At 44.7% G+C, this 14,724-nt stretch carries 15 protein-coding genes; 4 read left to right on the forward strand and 11 right to left on the reverse strand.

The window, feature by feature from the left end; genetic code table 11:
• Positions 1–281: 281 nt before the first annotated feature.
• Both K9N75_RS12080 and osmE read right to left on the reverse strand, forming a co-directional pair.
• Positions 282–1,478, reverse strand: a complete 1,197-nt coding sequence (locus K9N75_RS12080; RefSeq protein ID WP_008813604.1) for an MFS transporter — start codon at positions 1,476–1,478, stop codon at positions 282–284.
• A gap of 269 nt (positions 1,479–1,747) precedes the next feature.
• Entirely contained in the window at positions 1,748–2,086 is a 339-nt protein-coding gene (osmE, locus tag K9N75_RS12085; RefSeq protein ID WP_004095010.1) for an osmotically-inducible lipoprotein OsmE, read from the reverse strand.
• Positions 2,087–2,334: 248 nt separating this feature from the next.
• On the opposite strand from osmE, the gene K9N75_RS12090 reads away from it, so the two are divergent.
• Positions 2,335–2,730, forward strand: coding sequence for a YidB family protein (locus tag K9N75_RS12090; protein ID WP_114445550.1), 396 nt, complete (start codon positions 2,335–2,337; stop codon positions 2,728–2,730).
• A gap of 271 nt (positions 2,731–3,001) precedes the next feature.
• Here K9N75_RS12090 and K9N75_RS12095 read toward each other — a convergent pair whose 3' ends face one another.
• Both K9N75_RS12095 and K9N75_RS12100 read right to left on the reverse strand, forming a co-directional pair.
• Complete coding sequence (locus tag K9N75_RS12095; protein ID WP_020303730.1) at positions 3,002–3,346, reverse strand: hypothetical protein; 345 nt, start codon at positions 3,344–3,346, stop codon at positions 3,002–3,004.
• 186 nt (positions 3,347–3,532) lie between these two features.
• Positions 3,533–3,835, reverse strand: a complete 303-nt coding sequence (locus K9N75_RS12100; RefSeq protein ID WP_130961184.1) for a YmdA family protein — start codon at positions 3,833–3,835, stop codon at positions 3,533–3,535.
• Positions 3,836–4,174: 339 nt separating this feature from the next.
• Between K9N75_RS12100 and K9N75_RS12105 the strand changes: the two genes are divergently transcribed.
• A complete protein-coding gene (locus tag K9N75_RS12105) occupies positions 4,175–4,399 on the forward strand; it encodes a YobH family protein (RefSeq protein WP_039186601.1) in 225 nt (74 codons plus the stop codon).
• 295 nt (positions 4,400–4,694) lie between these two features.
• On the opposite strand, the gene pfkB is transcribed toward K9N75_RS12105, so the two are convergent.
• Positions 4,695–5,651 carry a 6-phosphofructokinase II gene (gene pfkB, locus K9N75_RS12110; RefSeq protein WP_039186598.1) on the reverse strand — a complete coding sequence of 319 codons (957 nt, stop codon included), beginning with the start codon at positions 5,649–5,651 and terminating at the stop codon, positions 4,695–4,697.
• A 306-nt stretch (positions 5,652–5,957) separates the two neighbouring features.
• Between pfkB and K9N75_RS12115 the strand changes: the two genes are divergently transcribed.
• Entirely contained in the window at positions 5,958–6,200 is a 243-nt protein-coding gene (locus tag K9N75_RS12115; protein WP_008813610.1) for a DUF4060 family protein, read from the forward strand.
• A 109-nt stretch (positions 6,201–6,309) separates the two neighbouring features.
• Here the strand turns inward: K9N75_RS12115 and K9N75_RS12120 are convergent, their stop codons facing one another.
• From K9N75_RS12120 to copC, 3 genes are read right to left on the reverse strand one after another with little or no spacing between them, the layout of a single operon-like run.
• Entirely contained in the window at positions 6,310–6,663 is a 354-nt protein-coding gene (locus K9N75_RS12120) for a YebY family protein (protein WP_008813611.1), read from the reverse strand.
• Positions 6,664–6,708: 45 nt separating this feature from the next.
• Positions 6,709–7,593 (reverse strand): copper homeostasis membrane protein CopD, encoded by an 885-nt coding sequence (gene copD / locus K9N75_RS12125; RefSeq protein ID WP_096080795.1) that lies wholly within the window; start codon positions 7,591–7,593, stop codon positions 6,709–6,711.
• 8 nt (positions 7,594–7,601) lie between these two features.
• Positions 7,602–7,979, reverse strand: a complete 378-nt coding sequence (copC, locus tag K9N75_RS12130; protein ID WP_008813613.1) for a copper homeostasis periplasmic binding protein CopC — start codon at positions 7,977–7,979, stop codon at positions 7,602–7,604.
• A 1,512-nt stretch (positions 7,980–9,491) separates the two neighbouring features.
• On the opposite strand from copC, the gene ompC reads away from it, so the two are divergent.
• On the forward strand, positions 9,492–10,604 hold the full coding sequence (gene ompC / locus K9N75_RS12135) for a porin OmpC (protein WP_004094994.1): 1,113 nt from the start codon (positions 9,492–9,494) through the stop codon (positions 10,602–10,604).
• Between the two features lie 118 nt (positions 10,605–10,722).
• Here the strand turns inward: ompC and K9N75_RS12140 are convergent, their stop codons facing one another.
• From K9N75_RS12140 to K9N75_RS12150, 3 genes are all read right to left on the reverse strand, one after another.
• Entirely contained in the window at positions 10,723–11,526 is an 804-nt protein-coding gene (locus K9N75_RS12140) for an alpha/beta fold hydrolase (protein ID WP_130961181.1), read from the reverse strand.
• A gap of 88 nt (positions 11,527–11,614) precedes the next feature.
• Complete coding sequence (locus tag K9N75_RS12145; RefSeq protein ID WP_224451661.1) at positions 11,615–13,663, reverse strand: S9 family peptidase; 2,049 nt, start codon at positions 13,661–13,663, stop codon at positions 11,615–11,617.
• Positions 13,664–13,801: 138 nt separating this feature from the next.
• Positions 13,802–14,659, reverse strand: coding sequence for an EAL domain-containing protein (locus tag K9N75_RS12150; RefSeq protein WP_224451662.1), 858 nt, complete (start codon positions 14,657–14,659; stop codon positions 13,802–13,804).
• Between the last annotated feature and the right edge of the window lie 65 nt (positions 14,660–14,724).

Below are 14,724 nucleotides of genomic sequence, written 5' to 3' on the forward strand. Positions count from 1 at the left end.
CCGTGGAAAATCATTTTCTCATAGGGTGAAGCAGATCACGCTTCAAGTGCTCACATCGCGATATGGTGTTTAAACCGCAGGTCATGAAGGAGTCAAATGAAGAAGTTGATTTCATTAGTGTTAGGTGTTATTTCAACCACAATACCGGCCATCTCAATGGCTTACCCGGCGGAAACCCACCCATATGGCGGGACGGGATAACATCCATTAGTGGCTTTATTCCAACTAAACGTTATCTCCACGACTAAGGCCTCATTCGAGGCCTTAGTTTTGTGTCTAATTTATGACTCTACTGCTTGCGGTGAAACCGGACGCATAAATAATAGGATCATCACGATCCCTAATGCAGAGCAGGCAGCACCCACGGCAAATACCGACGAATAGCCTAAGCGGGTTGCCAGAATGCCAGTCAGTGGACCTGCAATCGCATACGAGACATCCTGAAATGCAGCGTATCCGCCCATCGCCGTACCACGCATATGTACTGGGACACGCTTCACGACTTCAACACCTAAAGCGGGGAACATCAACGAACATCCAGCTCCCGTCAATGCAGCACCGATTAAAGCAATAACCGACGTACTCGCGAAATAAATAAGAACTAATCCTACGGTTTCCACTAATAAAGAGGCGATTGCCACTTTTATCCCCCCTGCGCGATCGGGTAATTGGCCAAATAATACCCGCATTAAGACAAAAGAAAGCCCAAAACAGGTCAGTGCTAAACCGGCATGCCCCCAGCCATGAGAACCAAAAAAAAGTGAAATAAAGGTTCCAATAACGGCAAAACCTACACCTTGTAACGCTAAAGCGACACCGGGTTGCCAAATTTTCCCCAGCATTCTCCACATAGGTATACGTTGTCCTGCATGAGGTTCCACCGCCTTGACTTTAAAATTAATGAGTATGGCCACCAGCGGTAAAATTAAAGTGGAAATCCCCAACGCTGCGAACCCCCAATGCTGATTCAAAAGCAGCCCGAGCGGTGCTCCGGCAGCCAATGCGCCATAAATAGCCATGCCCGTCCAAGACATTACCTTGCCTGAACGCGAAGGACCCAAAAGGCCAAGTCCCCAGGTGAGGTTTCCGGTCAAAAGTTGGCTTTCACCAAATCCCAGCACTAATCGACCAACGAGCAGAATGACAAACTTGGTCATGGCTTCAGCAGGTAGCAACGCAGCCAAGAGATAAGCCACTCCAGCCAAAGAGCACGCCAGCATTCCTTGTAAGGTTGAGCGTTTGGCTCCTTGCTGATCCGCAAGGCGTCCCGCATAGCCACGTGTAAACACGGTTGCCAAAAACTGCGTACCGACTGCGATCCCCACCATGGTATTACTCATACCAAGCTGGTTATGCACGTACAATGGAATAACAGGTAAAGGTAATCCTACGGTGAGATAAGTAAGAAAAACAGCCGACGTCAAAGGAAACAGCGCATGATTTGCTTTGGGTGTACTAACAAAAACGGGATGTGACATACAGTGCTAACTCCAAAACAGCTGAGAGAAAGCCTAATAGAAACGCCTTCTCTCCTGCTTAAATAGCACACAGAATTAAACGCGTTGGATGACGTGAACGCTTACGCACAGATATTTATCGGTGTTGAATTGGAGCTTAGTGAGATTTTATATTTATGTCAATTTATAGTCTAAATGGCGCGCAATAAATAACCATTGGTAAAATAAGGAAATAAAAGCGGCTCCAAAGAGCCGCTTAGTCAACGCGAATTTATTACTATCACCTGATTTTATTTTTGCGGGTTAGTATCGTACTCAGCGCAAGACTGGTAACCCTTATTCAATACTTTGCCGGTATCATCAAAGCTTACAAAGTAGTTTTGTGGTTTTTTATCTGTACCTGTAATTAGGTAGGTGCTACACGTCCCGCGCGCATTTACCATGGTGATGCTTGTTGCAGGCTGACCTGCAATATCTACCACTTGTTGTTTAGTCATACCTACTTTTACATCTTTAACGACGGGCTCAGTAACATAACTTGCTGCACGATCGTAAGTACTACAAGCCGAAATAGCAAATGCCGCTGCTACCGCAGCGATTCCCATAACAGCTGATTTGGTATATTTCATTCTCTCATTCCTTGTAGCTATTGTGTTCTATAAGCCTAGGAGAAGAATCAAGATTATTCAAATGCTCAGTCCTTTTTTCCTTAAGAACCTTTCTTTTCGGATTGATCCTAAAGTCGAAATAGTGATGAAATTTTGCCCTAATAAACGATGATTAACCCTACTTTGCTAATTGGCTTCAATGCCACGCGCGGTATACTGTCTTCACGAAGTATAAGGTTTTCTTTATTTACCAAGTTTGGAGTCATATCATGGGATTACTGGATAGTTTAGGCGGAATGCTAGGCGGTCAAGGCCAGAATGCAGATCAAATCAAAGCAATTATGGCTTGGGTAGAACAACAAGGTGGTATAACCGCGTTGATCGAAAAATTTAAAAGCCAAGGCCTAGGAAGTATTATTGAATCTTGGATCGGTACAGGTAATAACCAACCGATTTCCGGCGAACAGGTTCAGAATGTATTTAGCATTGAATCTATTACTGCCCTTGCAAGCTCACTCGGCATTAATGCTGAGAATGCATCGCAACTGCTTGCAACATATTTACCTAAGCTGATCGATGGCTTATCACCTAATGGTGAAATTCCACAGGGAAATTCGCTGGTCAACGCAGGCTTAGATATACTTAAGGGTAAATTCTTCAGCTAATTCGCTAAGCCTTGTCGCTTAGGTGGCAAGGCACTCGAGAACCGTCATTATGCTCCACGATGGATTAGTCATTATTTGGGCAAGTCTTTTTATCTTTTATCCAATAACCCTATTATTAGGGACACTTTCACTTTGGGTCTTTTGGTCAAAACGCCATTATTTATGCAGCAGACTCATGATGTCATGTGTTGCGCTATTGATGCTTTTAATTATCTATAACGTCGTTGAACAATGGGCTCTCAGCTAAAACATAGGCATTCAATCGCGCTCGTTATACGCAGGATTTCGCCGCTTCCAGCAAGGCTTGTTGGCTGTTGCCGCGCGATGTCAAGAAAATCTCCACGTCAGATTGGTTATCGCTGATAGTTTGAATTTTGGCCGAAGCCATCTCACCCTGCCCGTCTAAGTAACTGGCAATCGTGTGTGTGTTATTATTGTTATAATAACGGGTAGCCGGATTAATATGAGACCACTTTTTATTTAGGCACTGAGAATAAATACCGGCTGCTCGGCTTATCTTTAAATCCATGACTTGGTGTTTATTCGCAGTTATTGATTCGGGACTACTACACCCGGCCAGCGCTATTAATAACGCAGCAGTTAATATTTTTTTCATTGAATGATTCCCCTTTATTGGCAGCGATCATACACGGTGTGAATAATCTGCGTTTTGCCGTTAGTGTGATCGCATTCACGCACTATCCGGACTTTACAATAGTGGCTCAAGGAGAAAAATCTTAAAGCAATTGAGGTGAGTGCTACCAAAATAGAAGAGTCTGGCAGCACCCAACCGGCAGAATAGTTAATGATAGCTAATCACTAAATGTCCCAAGTTTGGATGACCCACTATAGGTTGTAGCCGCACATTAGCCACGTTGGAGGGTAAAACAACCTGATCTCCCGATTTTAGCGCTTCATATGCGCGATTTTGATAGTCGCCATCCTGATAACATGACGAATGAAAACCTTTGACTGTAGGGATGATTTCACACCCAGACTCAACGAGAACGCCAACGAAACGTATGGTGCCCTTGTTGGCACTTACCGATGAATTAAGCGCCAGAGCAAATACCATCGCTGCAACCCATGCTCTATTCCTAAGCATATGTAACCTCCATTTATTATTCACTTTGAGAGTACTTACTAAAGGGAAAGATAAACTTGATTTACATCAGCTAAATACTTCGTAGATGACTATTTTAATAGTTTTAAATGTCACTTTATTTAAAAAAATGAAATTTTATAAAAATAATTTTTAGCTTTTACCAAAAAATTTTGAATAAACTCTCAAAAACAACAAATTACAGTGCAAGGTACCAGCTCTACAACGTCGTACTATTGGGCAATTTCTGACCGCTGCACATTAAGAATTAGGCTATAGACGCCCCCCATCAGATACTTGCTATGTTTATTACAACTTTTCTAAAGCTCAGGGGACTTCGGTTTGAAAACCATTCTGGCAGTATTTGTACTCACCTATGTAACGCTATTTTTATCTGGCTATGGCATCCTTATCGGCAGCCATAAAACTGTTGCTGGTCTTGGTTTGAAGTGTAAATACTTAACAGCGCGCTCTATCGTAGCAGCAGATTATCTGCACTCATCAAATGGCGTAATGGGGGTAGCTGAATGCCCTATTTTTAAGAAAGTTAGCAACATCGTTGATTAACAAACAACATAGCCCTCTGTATAACGTCAACCAATACGTAAGTAAAAATGCATCCACTTTTAAACATTCATAATATGAATATGTTAAGATCATGACCGCATTAGAGGATGTAGAAGTCATGATTAAGCAATTTTATTTTTGGATGATAGTGGGATGTGGTCTGTTCTTATTGATGTCTGGTTTTGTCATGAGATCAACATTTGAAGGTGCAATAGGTACATTGCTCATCTTATATAAAACGGTGATGGACTAAGTTTTCTACCCATCTCAATGATGGGTAGTATGAATTGGCAAGCTACACATCGTTAAGCGGTGTCTGTTGCTGGCAAAGATAGCCGTACAGAGCATTAACATCGTGCTGCTGACATAAGCGAGTTCCTTTATTGAGCGTAGCGGCACTGCCTGCTGCTACCCCATAGCGCGCAATATCCAGTAAGTCGGCCTGCTGTGATAACTTCAGCACCATTGCCCCCACCATACTGTCGCCCGCCCCTACGGTACTCCGCATTTTTACCGGCGGTGGAACCACCTGGACCCAGTGGTTCTGCGCCACCGCTAGCGCGCCTTGAGCCCCAAGAGAAACCACAACATATTTTGACTTACCGGCAGCGACAATCGACTGAGCCGCTTCTAACACTGAACTTGGCTCCTCAAGCAAATCTTTACCGCTAAGCTCAGAAAGTTCTTTCTGATTAGGCTTAACCAGCAACAGACCGCCGACTTCGAGCCCCGCTATCAGCGCCTGCCCCGAACTATCCAGCACGCACTCAATGCCTTTCGTTTGCGCTAAGCGTATGAGTGACTGTAATTCGTCCACCGTAACACCTTCAGGTAGACTACCGCTGATGACTAGAATACTGCCATGTGGAAGCGCTAACACGCATTCACGCAATTGATCAAACTCCTGCGTGGTTAATTTGGCACCCGGCATCACAAAACGATACTGCTCACACGTCACTTCAGTGTGAACATGCATATTTTGTCGAGTCCATGCCTGAGTTTTTACGGTTTGGATCTCTACACGTTCTTGTTGTAATAGCTCAGCCAAATGCTGTCCGGTTGGACCTCCTGCAGGAAAAATAGCGCAGGCTTTTCCACCAAGATGAGCAATAGCGCGCGCCACATTAATACCGCCGCCGCCGGGTTCATAGATAGGTTCAGAACATCGCAATTTGCCATCGGGATACAGCTTAGCAGTGGTTGTGGAAGTGTCTAAGGAAGGCGCTAGCGTCAACGTGAATATTGGTGTCATAACATATCCTTTTTATGTGATGCCTAGTACCAGACTAGCATCCTTGCCACCAATTTCGTTGTGCTAATTCATAAAAGGATCTTTGGGATCACCCTAAAAGATCTTTTTCGTCCCAGCGATGACAATTTGCGAGAGATATACAAAATAGCAGTTCAATAAATAAGCACTTTGCTTCGTTAAAACCGATCCGGATCGTGTCATAAAAAAGTCATGCTGCAATGTTATTGATATTGGTGCTATAACAAAGAGGTCAGCTTAGTACTGACAGACTAATAATTTGATGGATTTATGTATTACGGAGCCTCTATGAAGCGAATCATTAAAGGCGATACAAACTTCTCTCACCTCGTTGTCGCGCATGCAGCGATCGATCAGCATGCCAAAGCCTATGGCCTTGCCCGTCAAGGATGGCCTTCTACTTACCATATTAAATATCGAGATAAACTTATCGCGGTGGAAGTTGTGACCCGCCGTCAATCCTACGTTGCCACCGTCATGGTTGGCGCTCGAAGTTTAACCAAACTATGCGGTATGCCAGCCGCAGCATAAATCACACTCAGTGGCACGCTGGCAGGTGCCACCTAACATCATTCCGAGCCCATAAACAAAAAGAAGCGGCTTCGTTGCCGCTTCATTTGGTTCAGATGAGCCACAGTATCTACTGACAAAGTTGCTGCGCACGCTCAATGAAAGGAGCCACGCTCATTTTATGCCCCGCATTATCTGGGTCGTCTAACAGAATAGTTTCTAGCGGCTGAGCAGCCATTTTTTTTGTTTTGACCAATTCTGCCGCTTTCTCATCGAGCGGATACTGCGCCAACGTACTGGCGTTGATCACAAACAACGCGTGATCTTTAGTACATTGCAATTGCACTTCTTCTTTGACAAAAGCCCATTGTTTACCAAACTGAGCCTTGCTCACGGTTTCCACTGTGCGAGCAGCCAAAGCACTGCCTGATACGGTACAGCCCCAAATCGCCAATATTCCTGTCAATACAACACGTTTTTTCATCGCAGAATTCCACAATATTTCAATCTTAACCTGAGACTATCCTATCTAAATTGGCGGTTGTGTGGCGAAAAAACTTACCGCAGCCAACACCAGCAACGCCAATACCCACTCTACCGCCGCATTACGCGCCAGCAGTATAAAAGCTTGTTGTCGATTGCTGCCAATAGAGCGCACCACGCGATAACGATTATACAGTGCAATAGCCACCATCGCGGCCACCAGCAAGACTTTCCCCCACAGCCAACGCTCATAGAGAGAATTAAAGTCCAACGGCCAATGACCTAATATCAAAATAGTATTCGCCATCCCCGTTACGATAACGAATGCCACAGCCAAGTGTCCCCAGCGTGAGTAACGGATCACCGCATCCATAGCGAAATTTTTCGCCGCGGTCTGGCGCTGTAATTCTCTAATGCATAATCCAAACGGAACTAAGCCCCCAAACCAGAATCCTGCACTGAGTAAGTGAACACCGTTGTTCAGTCGATGGACGATACCGAGAACGCCTTGCTCTGCCGAGGCATGCCCTGTTCGCGCTAAGGTAACAAGCAATGCGAATGCCAATATGATGAGCATTCCACGACGCATAACTGCTGGGAGGCAAAGTACAGCCACGAGTAGTGAAGAGAATATCAGTTGGAACAGCCACGCCTCACCAAAGGTTGTCTGCATCACTGCGAGCCAAATCATAGGTTGGAAGGCATCGCCCCACCCATCCCCCATCAGCCCCGCTTGCAGTGCCACTATCAGCCAAGAGCTTAATGCACAAAGCGTTAAACACACGCCACGCAATGGATTAAGCTGCTTTTCCAAGCCGTTACGCAATTTGGGTGGAGCGATCCACCCAACATACAGCGCTAGGCCAAATATCTGTAATGCACTGGCAAAATGAATCCAGCGGCATAACACATAAAGAGCCGCAATACTCATGATTGGCCTTATTTCACAGAGAAGGTGTATTCGCCTTTAGTTTTATGTCCATCGACGGAAACCACATTCCAGTTAACATTGTATTCGCCCTGCTCCAACGGCTGGGAGAGTGGCAGTGACACATGTGTTTTATCGGCGCCTGTCACCAACAGCTTACCGGTTGTGATGTTTTTCTTTTCAGGGCCAACCACCGTTACTTTGCTGAAACTGGGTTCAATTCCCTCGCTAAACACCAAAGTCAGTTCGGAGGGTGCACTCACCACGCTTTTTGCCGCTGGGGTTTGCTCGGTAAGATGAGCATGTGCAAAAACCTGAGGCGATACGCTCAACAACAGCGCGGCGCAGAGTCCTGAAAGATGTATTTGGGTTGATTTGATCAATTTCATGGCGGTTGCGTTCCTTTTGTTAGAGGCAGGTGAAGATAAATCCAATCGGTACCACTGAGCCCACGCATTTCGTTTGAACACCCAAAATACGCTAGCATATTGATTTTAATCTTACATTTTCACTCAATTCATTACCATGCTATCTGCTACAAAATGACAACTTACTATTTACGTTTTGCTAGTAACTCGACGTTGCCTTAGCATTAATGCTTTCACTGCGAAATAAACCAGATCAATAACACCTTAAAAATCATACAATTGAACTATCTATACAAAATGGTGCTTGCAAGTTTGGTCTCAGAGAGCTTTAGTTAACAGGCATACCAACCTAACTACGGTTAAGAGAGGCCAAAATGAGTAAGGGAATGGATAGCAAAAAGAATGCGAAGAAGAAACCGTTGAAGAGCCCTGCAGAGAAACGCGCAGAGAAGAGAGCAAAACGCGCACATCCCGATGGTGAGTAATAAGTAAACGTATCTCGTATCTTAAACCCGCTACGGCGGGTTTTTTGTTGTTCAAATCTTTCCTTCGGAATTATCTAGTCAATTGATTCAGCTTAACTCACTTTCACTCTGAGCGATTTCTGTCTCTAGGCTTATTCCAGTGAAAATACTCCGTAGCAGTTGAATAATAGAACGCCATCCTGACTATATTCCCACCGAAAAAAATCCACTCTATTTCATGTTGCCCGCCTCAGATTGACATGGGCTAAACAATGAACAAATTGGTTTATTTTTATATAGAGACTGTAATTTCTTAACAATACGTGCTCTTAATTTATGATTTAGCATGAATAATCAAAAGCGTTATTTTTAAAACAAACGAATACATAAAATACAAGTTTGAAGGGGAAACAGAAAAAATCTATACCTGAAGTTACGCACGAATAATCAAAAACAAACTTAAAAACAGCATTTTTAGACAAGCAATTATTAATTATAGACCATAACAAACAGCCTCACCAATATATTTTCCATTGATACGCCCTCACAAAAACAATAACTAAGTAATTGTTTTTAAATGAATTTAAAAATATAAAAGATAAAAAAAACCGAACTCTAATAGGAGTTCGGCTTAAAAAGAATCTTAAGACACAGTAAAAAAATGCAGTAACAATGATGAGATTTAATTATACATCATAATTTTCACTTCAATTTGCAATTTGTGTGGTCGCTGGCAAATTATCATTTTCCAGTCAACATCAAGCATATGAGTCGTCACTTAACGATATCTTTTTAAAAGGAAAAAACAGTTTATTCGCCAGCGAATTTGTATATTAACCCCAGCCTCATTTACATTTTAATACATTTAATTACTATAAAATATAAATAAACGTCGTATTTGCACTTTTTATTTGTAGCGCATTAAACATATTATTAGGCTATGCTTGTAGCGTGAACTTTGACTGATGGAACGCACTTAAGTTCACACAGCAAGTGTAAAAAAACATAAATAAGCAGTGGCACATATATCTGACCTTGGCCGGTCAAAAAACTAAGAAGGAATATCATAGTGAAACGTAATCTGCTGGCAGTAATCATCCCTGCACTTTTAGTTGCAGGCGCAGCTAACGCTGCAGAGATCTACAACAAAGACGGCAACAAGCTGGATCTGTTTGGTAAATTAGATGGTCTGCACTACTTCTCCGATAACAACGGTTCTGACGGCGATCAGTCCTACGTGCGTTTCGGCTTCAAAGGTGAAACTCAGATTAGCGACCAACTGACCGGCTATGGCCAGTGGGAATACCAAGCCAACCTGAACCATACTGAAAGCCAAGATAACAACAACTTTACCCGTGTTGGCTTCGCTGGTTTGAAATTTGCCGATTTCGGCTCTCTGGATTACGGCCGTAACTACGGTGTGATCTATGATGTCGGCGCATGGACTGACGTGCTGCCAGAATTCGGTGGCGATACCTACGGTGCTGACAACTTTATGTTCCAGCGTGGTAACGGCATGCTGACCTACCGTAATACCGACTTCTTCGGTCTGGTCGACGGTCTGAACTTCGCTCTGCAGTACCAGGGTAAAAACGATAGCCCAACCGAATCCAACAATGGCCGTGACGTTCAAGGTCAGAACGGCGACGGTTACGGTATGTCTCTGTCCTACGATCTGGGCTGGGGCGTAAGCGCAGCGGCGGCTTACTCTTCATCTGACCGTACCAACGATCAGAACCGCATGAAATTTGGCCATGGCGATAAAGCAGACATCTACACCGGTGGTCTGAAATATGACGCTAACAACGTATACTTAGCAGCTATGTATACTCAGGCGTATAACGCTAACCGTTTCGGTGATTTCTCTGCAAGCGGTCCAGATGCAGTTTATGGCTTTGCTAACAAATCTCAGAACGTTGAAATCGTAGCACAGTACCAGTTCGACTTCGGTCTGCGTCCATCCGTTGCTTACCTGCAGTCAAAAGGTAAAGACCTCGGTAACGGCTATGGCGACCAAGATCTGATGAAATATGTTGATGTTGGTGCGACTTACTACTTCAACAAAAACATGTCTACCTATGTTGATTACAAAATCAACCTGCTGGATGACAACCGCTTCACCAACAACGCTGGCATCAACACCGATGACATCGTTGCACTGGGTATTGTTTACCAGTTCTAATTCGGTAATTAACGAATCTAGACAGTATGTGAATGCAACAAGGGGCCTAAAGGCCCCTTCTTTTATCTCGCAAAGGCATCAAATCAGCCGCGTTTTACTACTCTATCATCACGCCCCATCATTTCAACGGGACTAGGAAATTCAGCAAGGCTTGGTTGACCCACTCTGGCTGTTCAAGCGTACAAATATGCCCTGCCTGTGGGACGATCAGTTGTTTGCAATTCAGCAATTCAGCCATCAGATAGCCTTCTAGCGGTGGTCTTGGTGCATCTTGCTCACCCGTAATCACCAATGCGGGCATTTCGAGCTCTTCAAGCAGCGGGCAGTTATCGCCGCGGCCAAATATCATACGCCCTAGTGGCACAATACTTTGGCGTAAAGCCGATTCAGACATATCACTTAAATGCGCGGCTAATGCTTCGACTAAATGCGGCAAGGGGTCACGGCGGAAAAACATGGGGGCAATTTGTTCAACTAACGCAGCAGGCACTTTTCCAGCCGCCTCGATCGCATTAAGCATCGCATCATATTTTTTGAATGTCACTTCAGGCTCTAGCCCAACAAAAGTATCCATTAACACCAAGGCTCGCACACGTTCGGGAACCATCGCCGCGAGTTCTACCCCCCACATTCCCCCAACGGAAAGCCCTACGATCGCAAATTCGTTGATGCCTAGTGCATCAATGACCGCGAGGTGATCGCAAGCTAAATCCTTCAGAGAATGCCGCGATTGCGGCAGCGGGTCTGACTTCCCGTGTCCCCATAAATCAGGTGCAATAACGCGAAAGTGCTGGCTTAACGCCTCGATTTGAGGCGCCCACATGTTTGAATCAAACATGTAGCTATGACCCAGCAGCAACGTCAAGCCTTCGCCGCGATCGATATAGTGTATTTGACGGTCATTTATTGAGAGAAAAGGCATCAGAGGATCCTTGCGAATAGAGAAAAATTTTCAATAAAAAAGCCTATGCATGAGGCGATATTACGCACGAAAGCATAGGCATTAAAATTTACTGATGAATACCGGCTAAGGCCAGAATAAAAGCATACTCCAAGGCGATATCCTCATAAGCTTTGAAGCGCCCTGATTTACCACCGTGCCCTGCATCCATATCGGTATACAACAGCAACTGATTATTATCCGTCTTCATATCACGCAGTTTTGCCACCCACTTAGCGGGTTCCCAATATTGTACTTGGGAATCATGGAGCCCAGTGGTCACCAGCATATGCGGATAATCTTGGGCTTTCACCTGATCGTAAGGGCTGTACTGCTTGATATAGTGATAGTATTCTGCATCATTTGGGTTACCCCATTCGTCATACTCACCGGTTGTCAGGGGGATAGATTCATCCAACATCGTCGTGACAACATCGACAAAAGGCACCTGAGCCACTATCCCGTGATAGAGCTGAGGAGCCTGATTCACCACCGCTCCCATCAGTAAACCACCGGCGCTACCGCCCATGGCATATACTTGCTTAGGATTGACGTACTGCTCATCAACCAAATGCTGCGTTACGCTGATAAAATCGCTGAACGTATTTTGCTTATGAAGCAGTTTACCGTCCTCGTACCATTGTTGACCGAGATCAGCACCGCCACGAATATGCGCTAACGCAAAGACAAAACCACGATCTAACAGGCTCAAACGGCTGATGCTAAACGCCGGATCCATGCTACTACCATAAGAGCCATAGCCGTAAACCAACACCGGATTTTGTCCAGCCTTAAACATATCCTGACGATAAACGATGGAAACTGGTACCTGGACCCCATCATGAGCAGAAACCCATAATCGTTCGCTGCGGTATGCGCCCGAATCGAAGTTTTTCACTTCTTGTTGCTTCAGCAAAGTTCGCTCACCGCTATCCAAATCAATCTGGAAAACAGAACTTGGCGTAGTCATCGATGAATAACCATAGCGCAGCAGTGCGGTATCCGGCTCTGGATTAAACGACAGCCACGTCATATAAGTGGGATCGTCAAAACGAATGTGTTTTTCCTCGCCAGACTGCCAGTGGATCTGACGTAGATGGGTTAATCCCTGCTCACGCTCCTCCACCACCAGCCAATCTTTGAAAAGACTGAAGCCTTCAAGCATGACATCATCACGCGCGCAGATAATCGGCTGCCAAGCTTTCTCATCGGCAGAAGCCGACTGATAGAGACCAAAGTTTTTACCCTCTTTGTTCGAGCGGATATAAAACGTATCACGATAATGGTCGAGGCTATATTCATGGTCGCGACGGCGAGTGAGGAACGTCTGCGGCGTTGCATCGGTATCATCCGCATCCAGCATTAATATTTCAGACGTGGTCGTGCTAGAAATATGGATCAGGATATATTTGTTAGAGATCGTTTTTTCCAAACCCACATAAAACGTGTCATCCGTTTCTTCATAGATGAGCTGATCGTCCGCCACAGAAGTCCCCAGACGATGGCGATATACCTGATATGGCAGCAACGTCTGTGGATGTTTACGCACGTAGTAAAGCGAGGCTGAATCATTCGTCCATTCAAAATGACCAGCGGTATTTTCCAGCACTTCATCGTACCAGCTCTGATCGCCTAAACGCTTAATGCGAATGTCATACTGGCGGCGTGAAAGAAAATCTTCGGCGATTGCCATTAGTTGATTATCAGGGCTAACCTCAAGTCCACCCAAGGCGTAGAAATCATGCCCCTGCGCGCGTTCATTACTATCAACGAGTAGATCCCATTCCGCGTTCTCACCAGTATCAACCTTCTGGCGCACGTAAAGCGCATATTCCTGTTCTGGCTTATAACGAGACTGATACCGATAGCCATTTCGCTGATAAGGCACCGATTCATCTTCTTGCGGAATGCGCTCAACCATTTCACTAAACAGCCGCTGACGGAGTGCTTCTTCGCCGCGCATACAGGCTTCAGTATAAGCATTTTCAGCTTTAAGATAGCTAAGAACCGCATCATCACTGCGTTCATCGTCGCGCAGCCAATAGTAATTGTCGGTTCGAGTGTCGCCATGAATTTCCATGACGTGCGGATGTTTTGCTGCAACCGGTGCTTTATTCATTGTGTACACTTACCGCCTGTGATCTGATACTTCGTAACTCGATAGCGCTAATTCCTGACGAATGAATGACCAAGAATATTCATGCACCCTACTTGTCCGACGGATATGACACCATCGCCGATGTGCGGGGCGGAAAGTTTAACGCTTGTTGTCGATAGGACAAAACGCTTCCTTATCAACATCAGTATACGACCTGCGGATCTCGGTGAGTTGTTTACTCACAATTAAAAACTTTTTTTCACTCATTGGGCTAAACAGATAAAAGCCTTGAAGCGCCGGACATCCTAATTCTTCCAACTGCTTAAACTGCTCAGCAGTTTCAACATGTTCGGCCACAATATTCATATTCAGCGCCTTGGCGATCAAGATCAGATGTTCAACCAGTTGGCTCGCCTCAGGTTTGGCAAGGGCCTGAATTAACTCCCCTGGTATTTTAATCTGTGTCAGCGGGAGATCTTTTAGCAGTGCCAATAACTGATAGTTTTCACCAAAATGATCAATGGATAAACCGACGCCCAATGCGCGTAATCGTTCTAATTCCGCAAGAATTATCTCGTCACTAAAAAGTTCGTTATTGCCCAACAGCTCAATAACTAACTTATCTGCGGGTATTGCATAACGTTCGATATAAACAGCGAGCTGATCGATAAAACCCTGAGTGTAAAGCTGAGCGAGTGGCAAATTAAACGACAAGGCCAAATCAGATGAAACTGCCTGATGCAAATGCTGCAACAGCTGACATACCTGATCGATCAGCCAAAGGTTTAATGTCTGCATCAAACCAAAGCGCTCAAGTGAGTCTAAGAAATCTGAGGGCTGCAGGATGCCTTGTTGTGGATGGTGCCAACGCACTAATGCTTCTGCGCCGAGCAATGTGCCTTTAATATTACACTGTGGTTGGTAATCTAAATAAAACTCATGCTCTGTGAAGGCGGATTGCAGCGCTGCTTGCAACGCAATCTCTAATTCCAAAGGAGAAACATTTGGGGCTGGCATTCCCAAAACATTATAGTGCTTATTATTCATTTTGTTATCTAATTATTAATAAAGTGATGCTTGAT

It is taken from the genome of Hafnia paralvei (assembly GCF_020150375.1).
GTDB classification, from domain to species: Bacteria; Pseudomonadota; Gammaproteobacteria; order Enterobacterales; family Enterobacteriaceae; genus Hafnia; species Hafnia paralvei.

What these genes read in the sequence shown, in the direction of transcription:
- K9N75_RS12120 (WP_008813611.1), bottom strand. Translation starts at nt 6,663, where the DNA reads ATGAAAAAACGTGTTGTATTGACAGGAATATTGGCGATTTGGGGCTGT.
- K9N75_RS12100 (WP_130961184.1), bottom strand. Translation starts at nt 3,835, where the DNA reads ATGCTTAGGAATAGAGCATGGGTTGCAGCGATGGTATTTGCTCTGGCG.
- copD (WP_096080795.1), bottom strand. Translation starts at nt 7,593, where the DNA reads ATGAGTATTGCGGCTCTTTATGTGTTATGCCGCTGGATTCATTTTGCC.
- K9N75_RS12115 (WP_008813610.1), top strand. Translation starts at nt 5,958, where the DNA reads ATGAAGCGAATCATTAAAGGCGATACAAACTTCTCTCACCTCGTTGTC.
- copC (WP_008813613.1), bottom strand. Translation starts at nt 7,979, where the DNA reads ATGAAATTGATCAAATCAACCCAAATACATCTTTCAGGACTCTGCGCC.
- K9N75_RS12145 (WP_224451661.1), bottom strand. Translation starts at nt 13,663, where the DNA reads ATGAATAAAGCACCGGTTGCAGCAAAACATCCGCACGTCATGGAAATT.
- K9N75_RS12095 (WP_020303730.1), bottom strand. Translation starts at nt 3,346, where the DNA reads ATGAAAAAAATATTAACTGCTGCGTTATTAATAGCGCTGGCCGGGTGT.
- osmE (WP_004095010.1), bottom strand. Translation starts at nt 2,086, where the DNA reads ATGAAATATACCAAATCAGCTGTTATGGGAATCGCTGCGGTAGCAGCG.
- K9N75_RS12150 (WP_224451662.1), bottom strand. Translation starts at nt 14,659, where the DNA reads ATGCCAGCCCCAAATGTTTCTCCTTTGGAATTAGAGATTGCGTTGCAA.
- K9N75_RS12080 (WP_008813604.1), bottom strand. Translation starts at nt 1,478, where the DNA reads ATGTCACATCCCGTTTTTGTTAGTACACCCAAAGCAAATCATGCGCTG.
- K9N75_RS12140 (WP_130961181.1), bottom strand. Translation starts at nt 11,526, where the DNA reads ATGCCTTTTCTCTCAATAAATGACCGTCAAATACACTATATCGATCGC.
- pfkB (WP_039186598.1), bottom strand. Translation starts at nt 5,651, where the DNA reads ATGACACCAATATTCACGTTGACGCTAGCGCCTTCCTTAGACACTTCC.
- K9N75_RS12090 (WP_114445550.1), top strand. Translation starts at nt 2,335, where the DNA reads ATGGGATTACTGGATAGTTTAGGCGGAATGCTAGGCGGTCAAGGCCAG.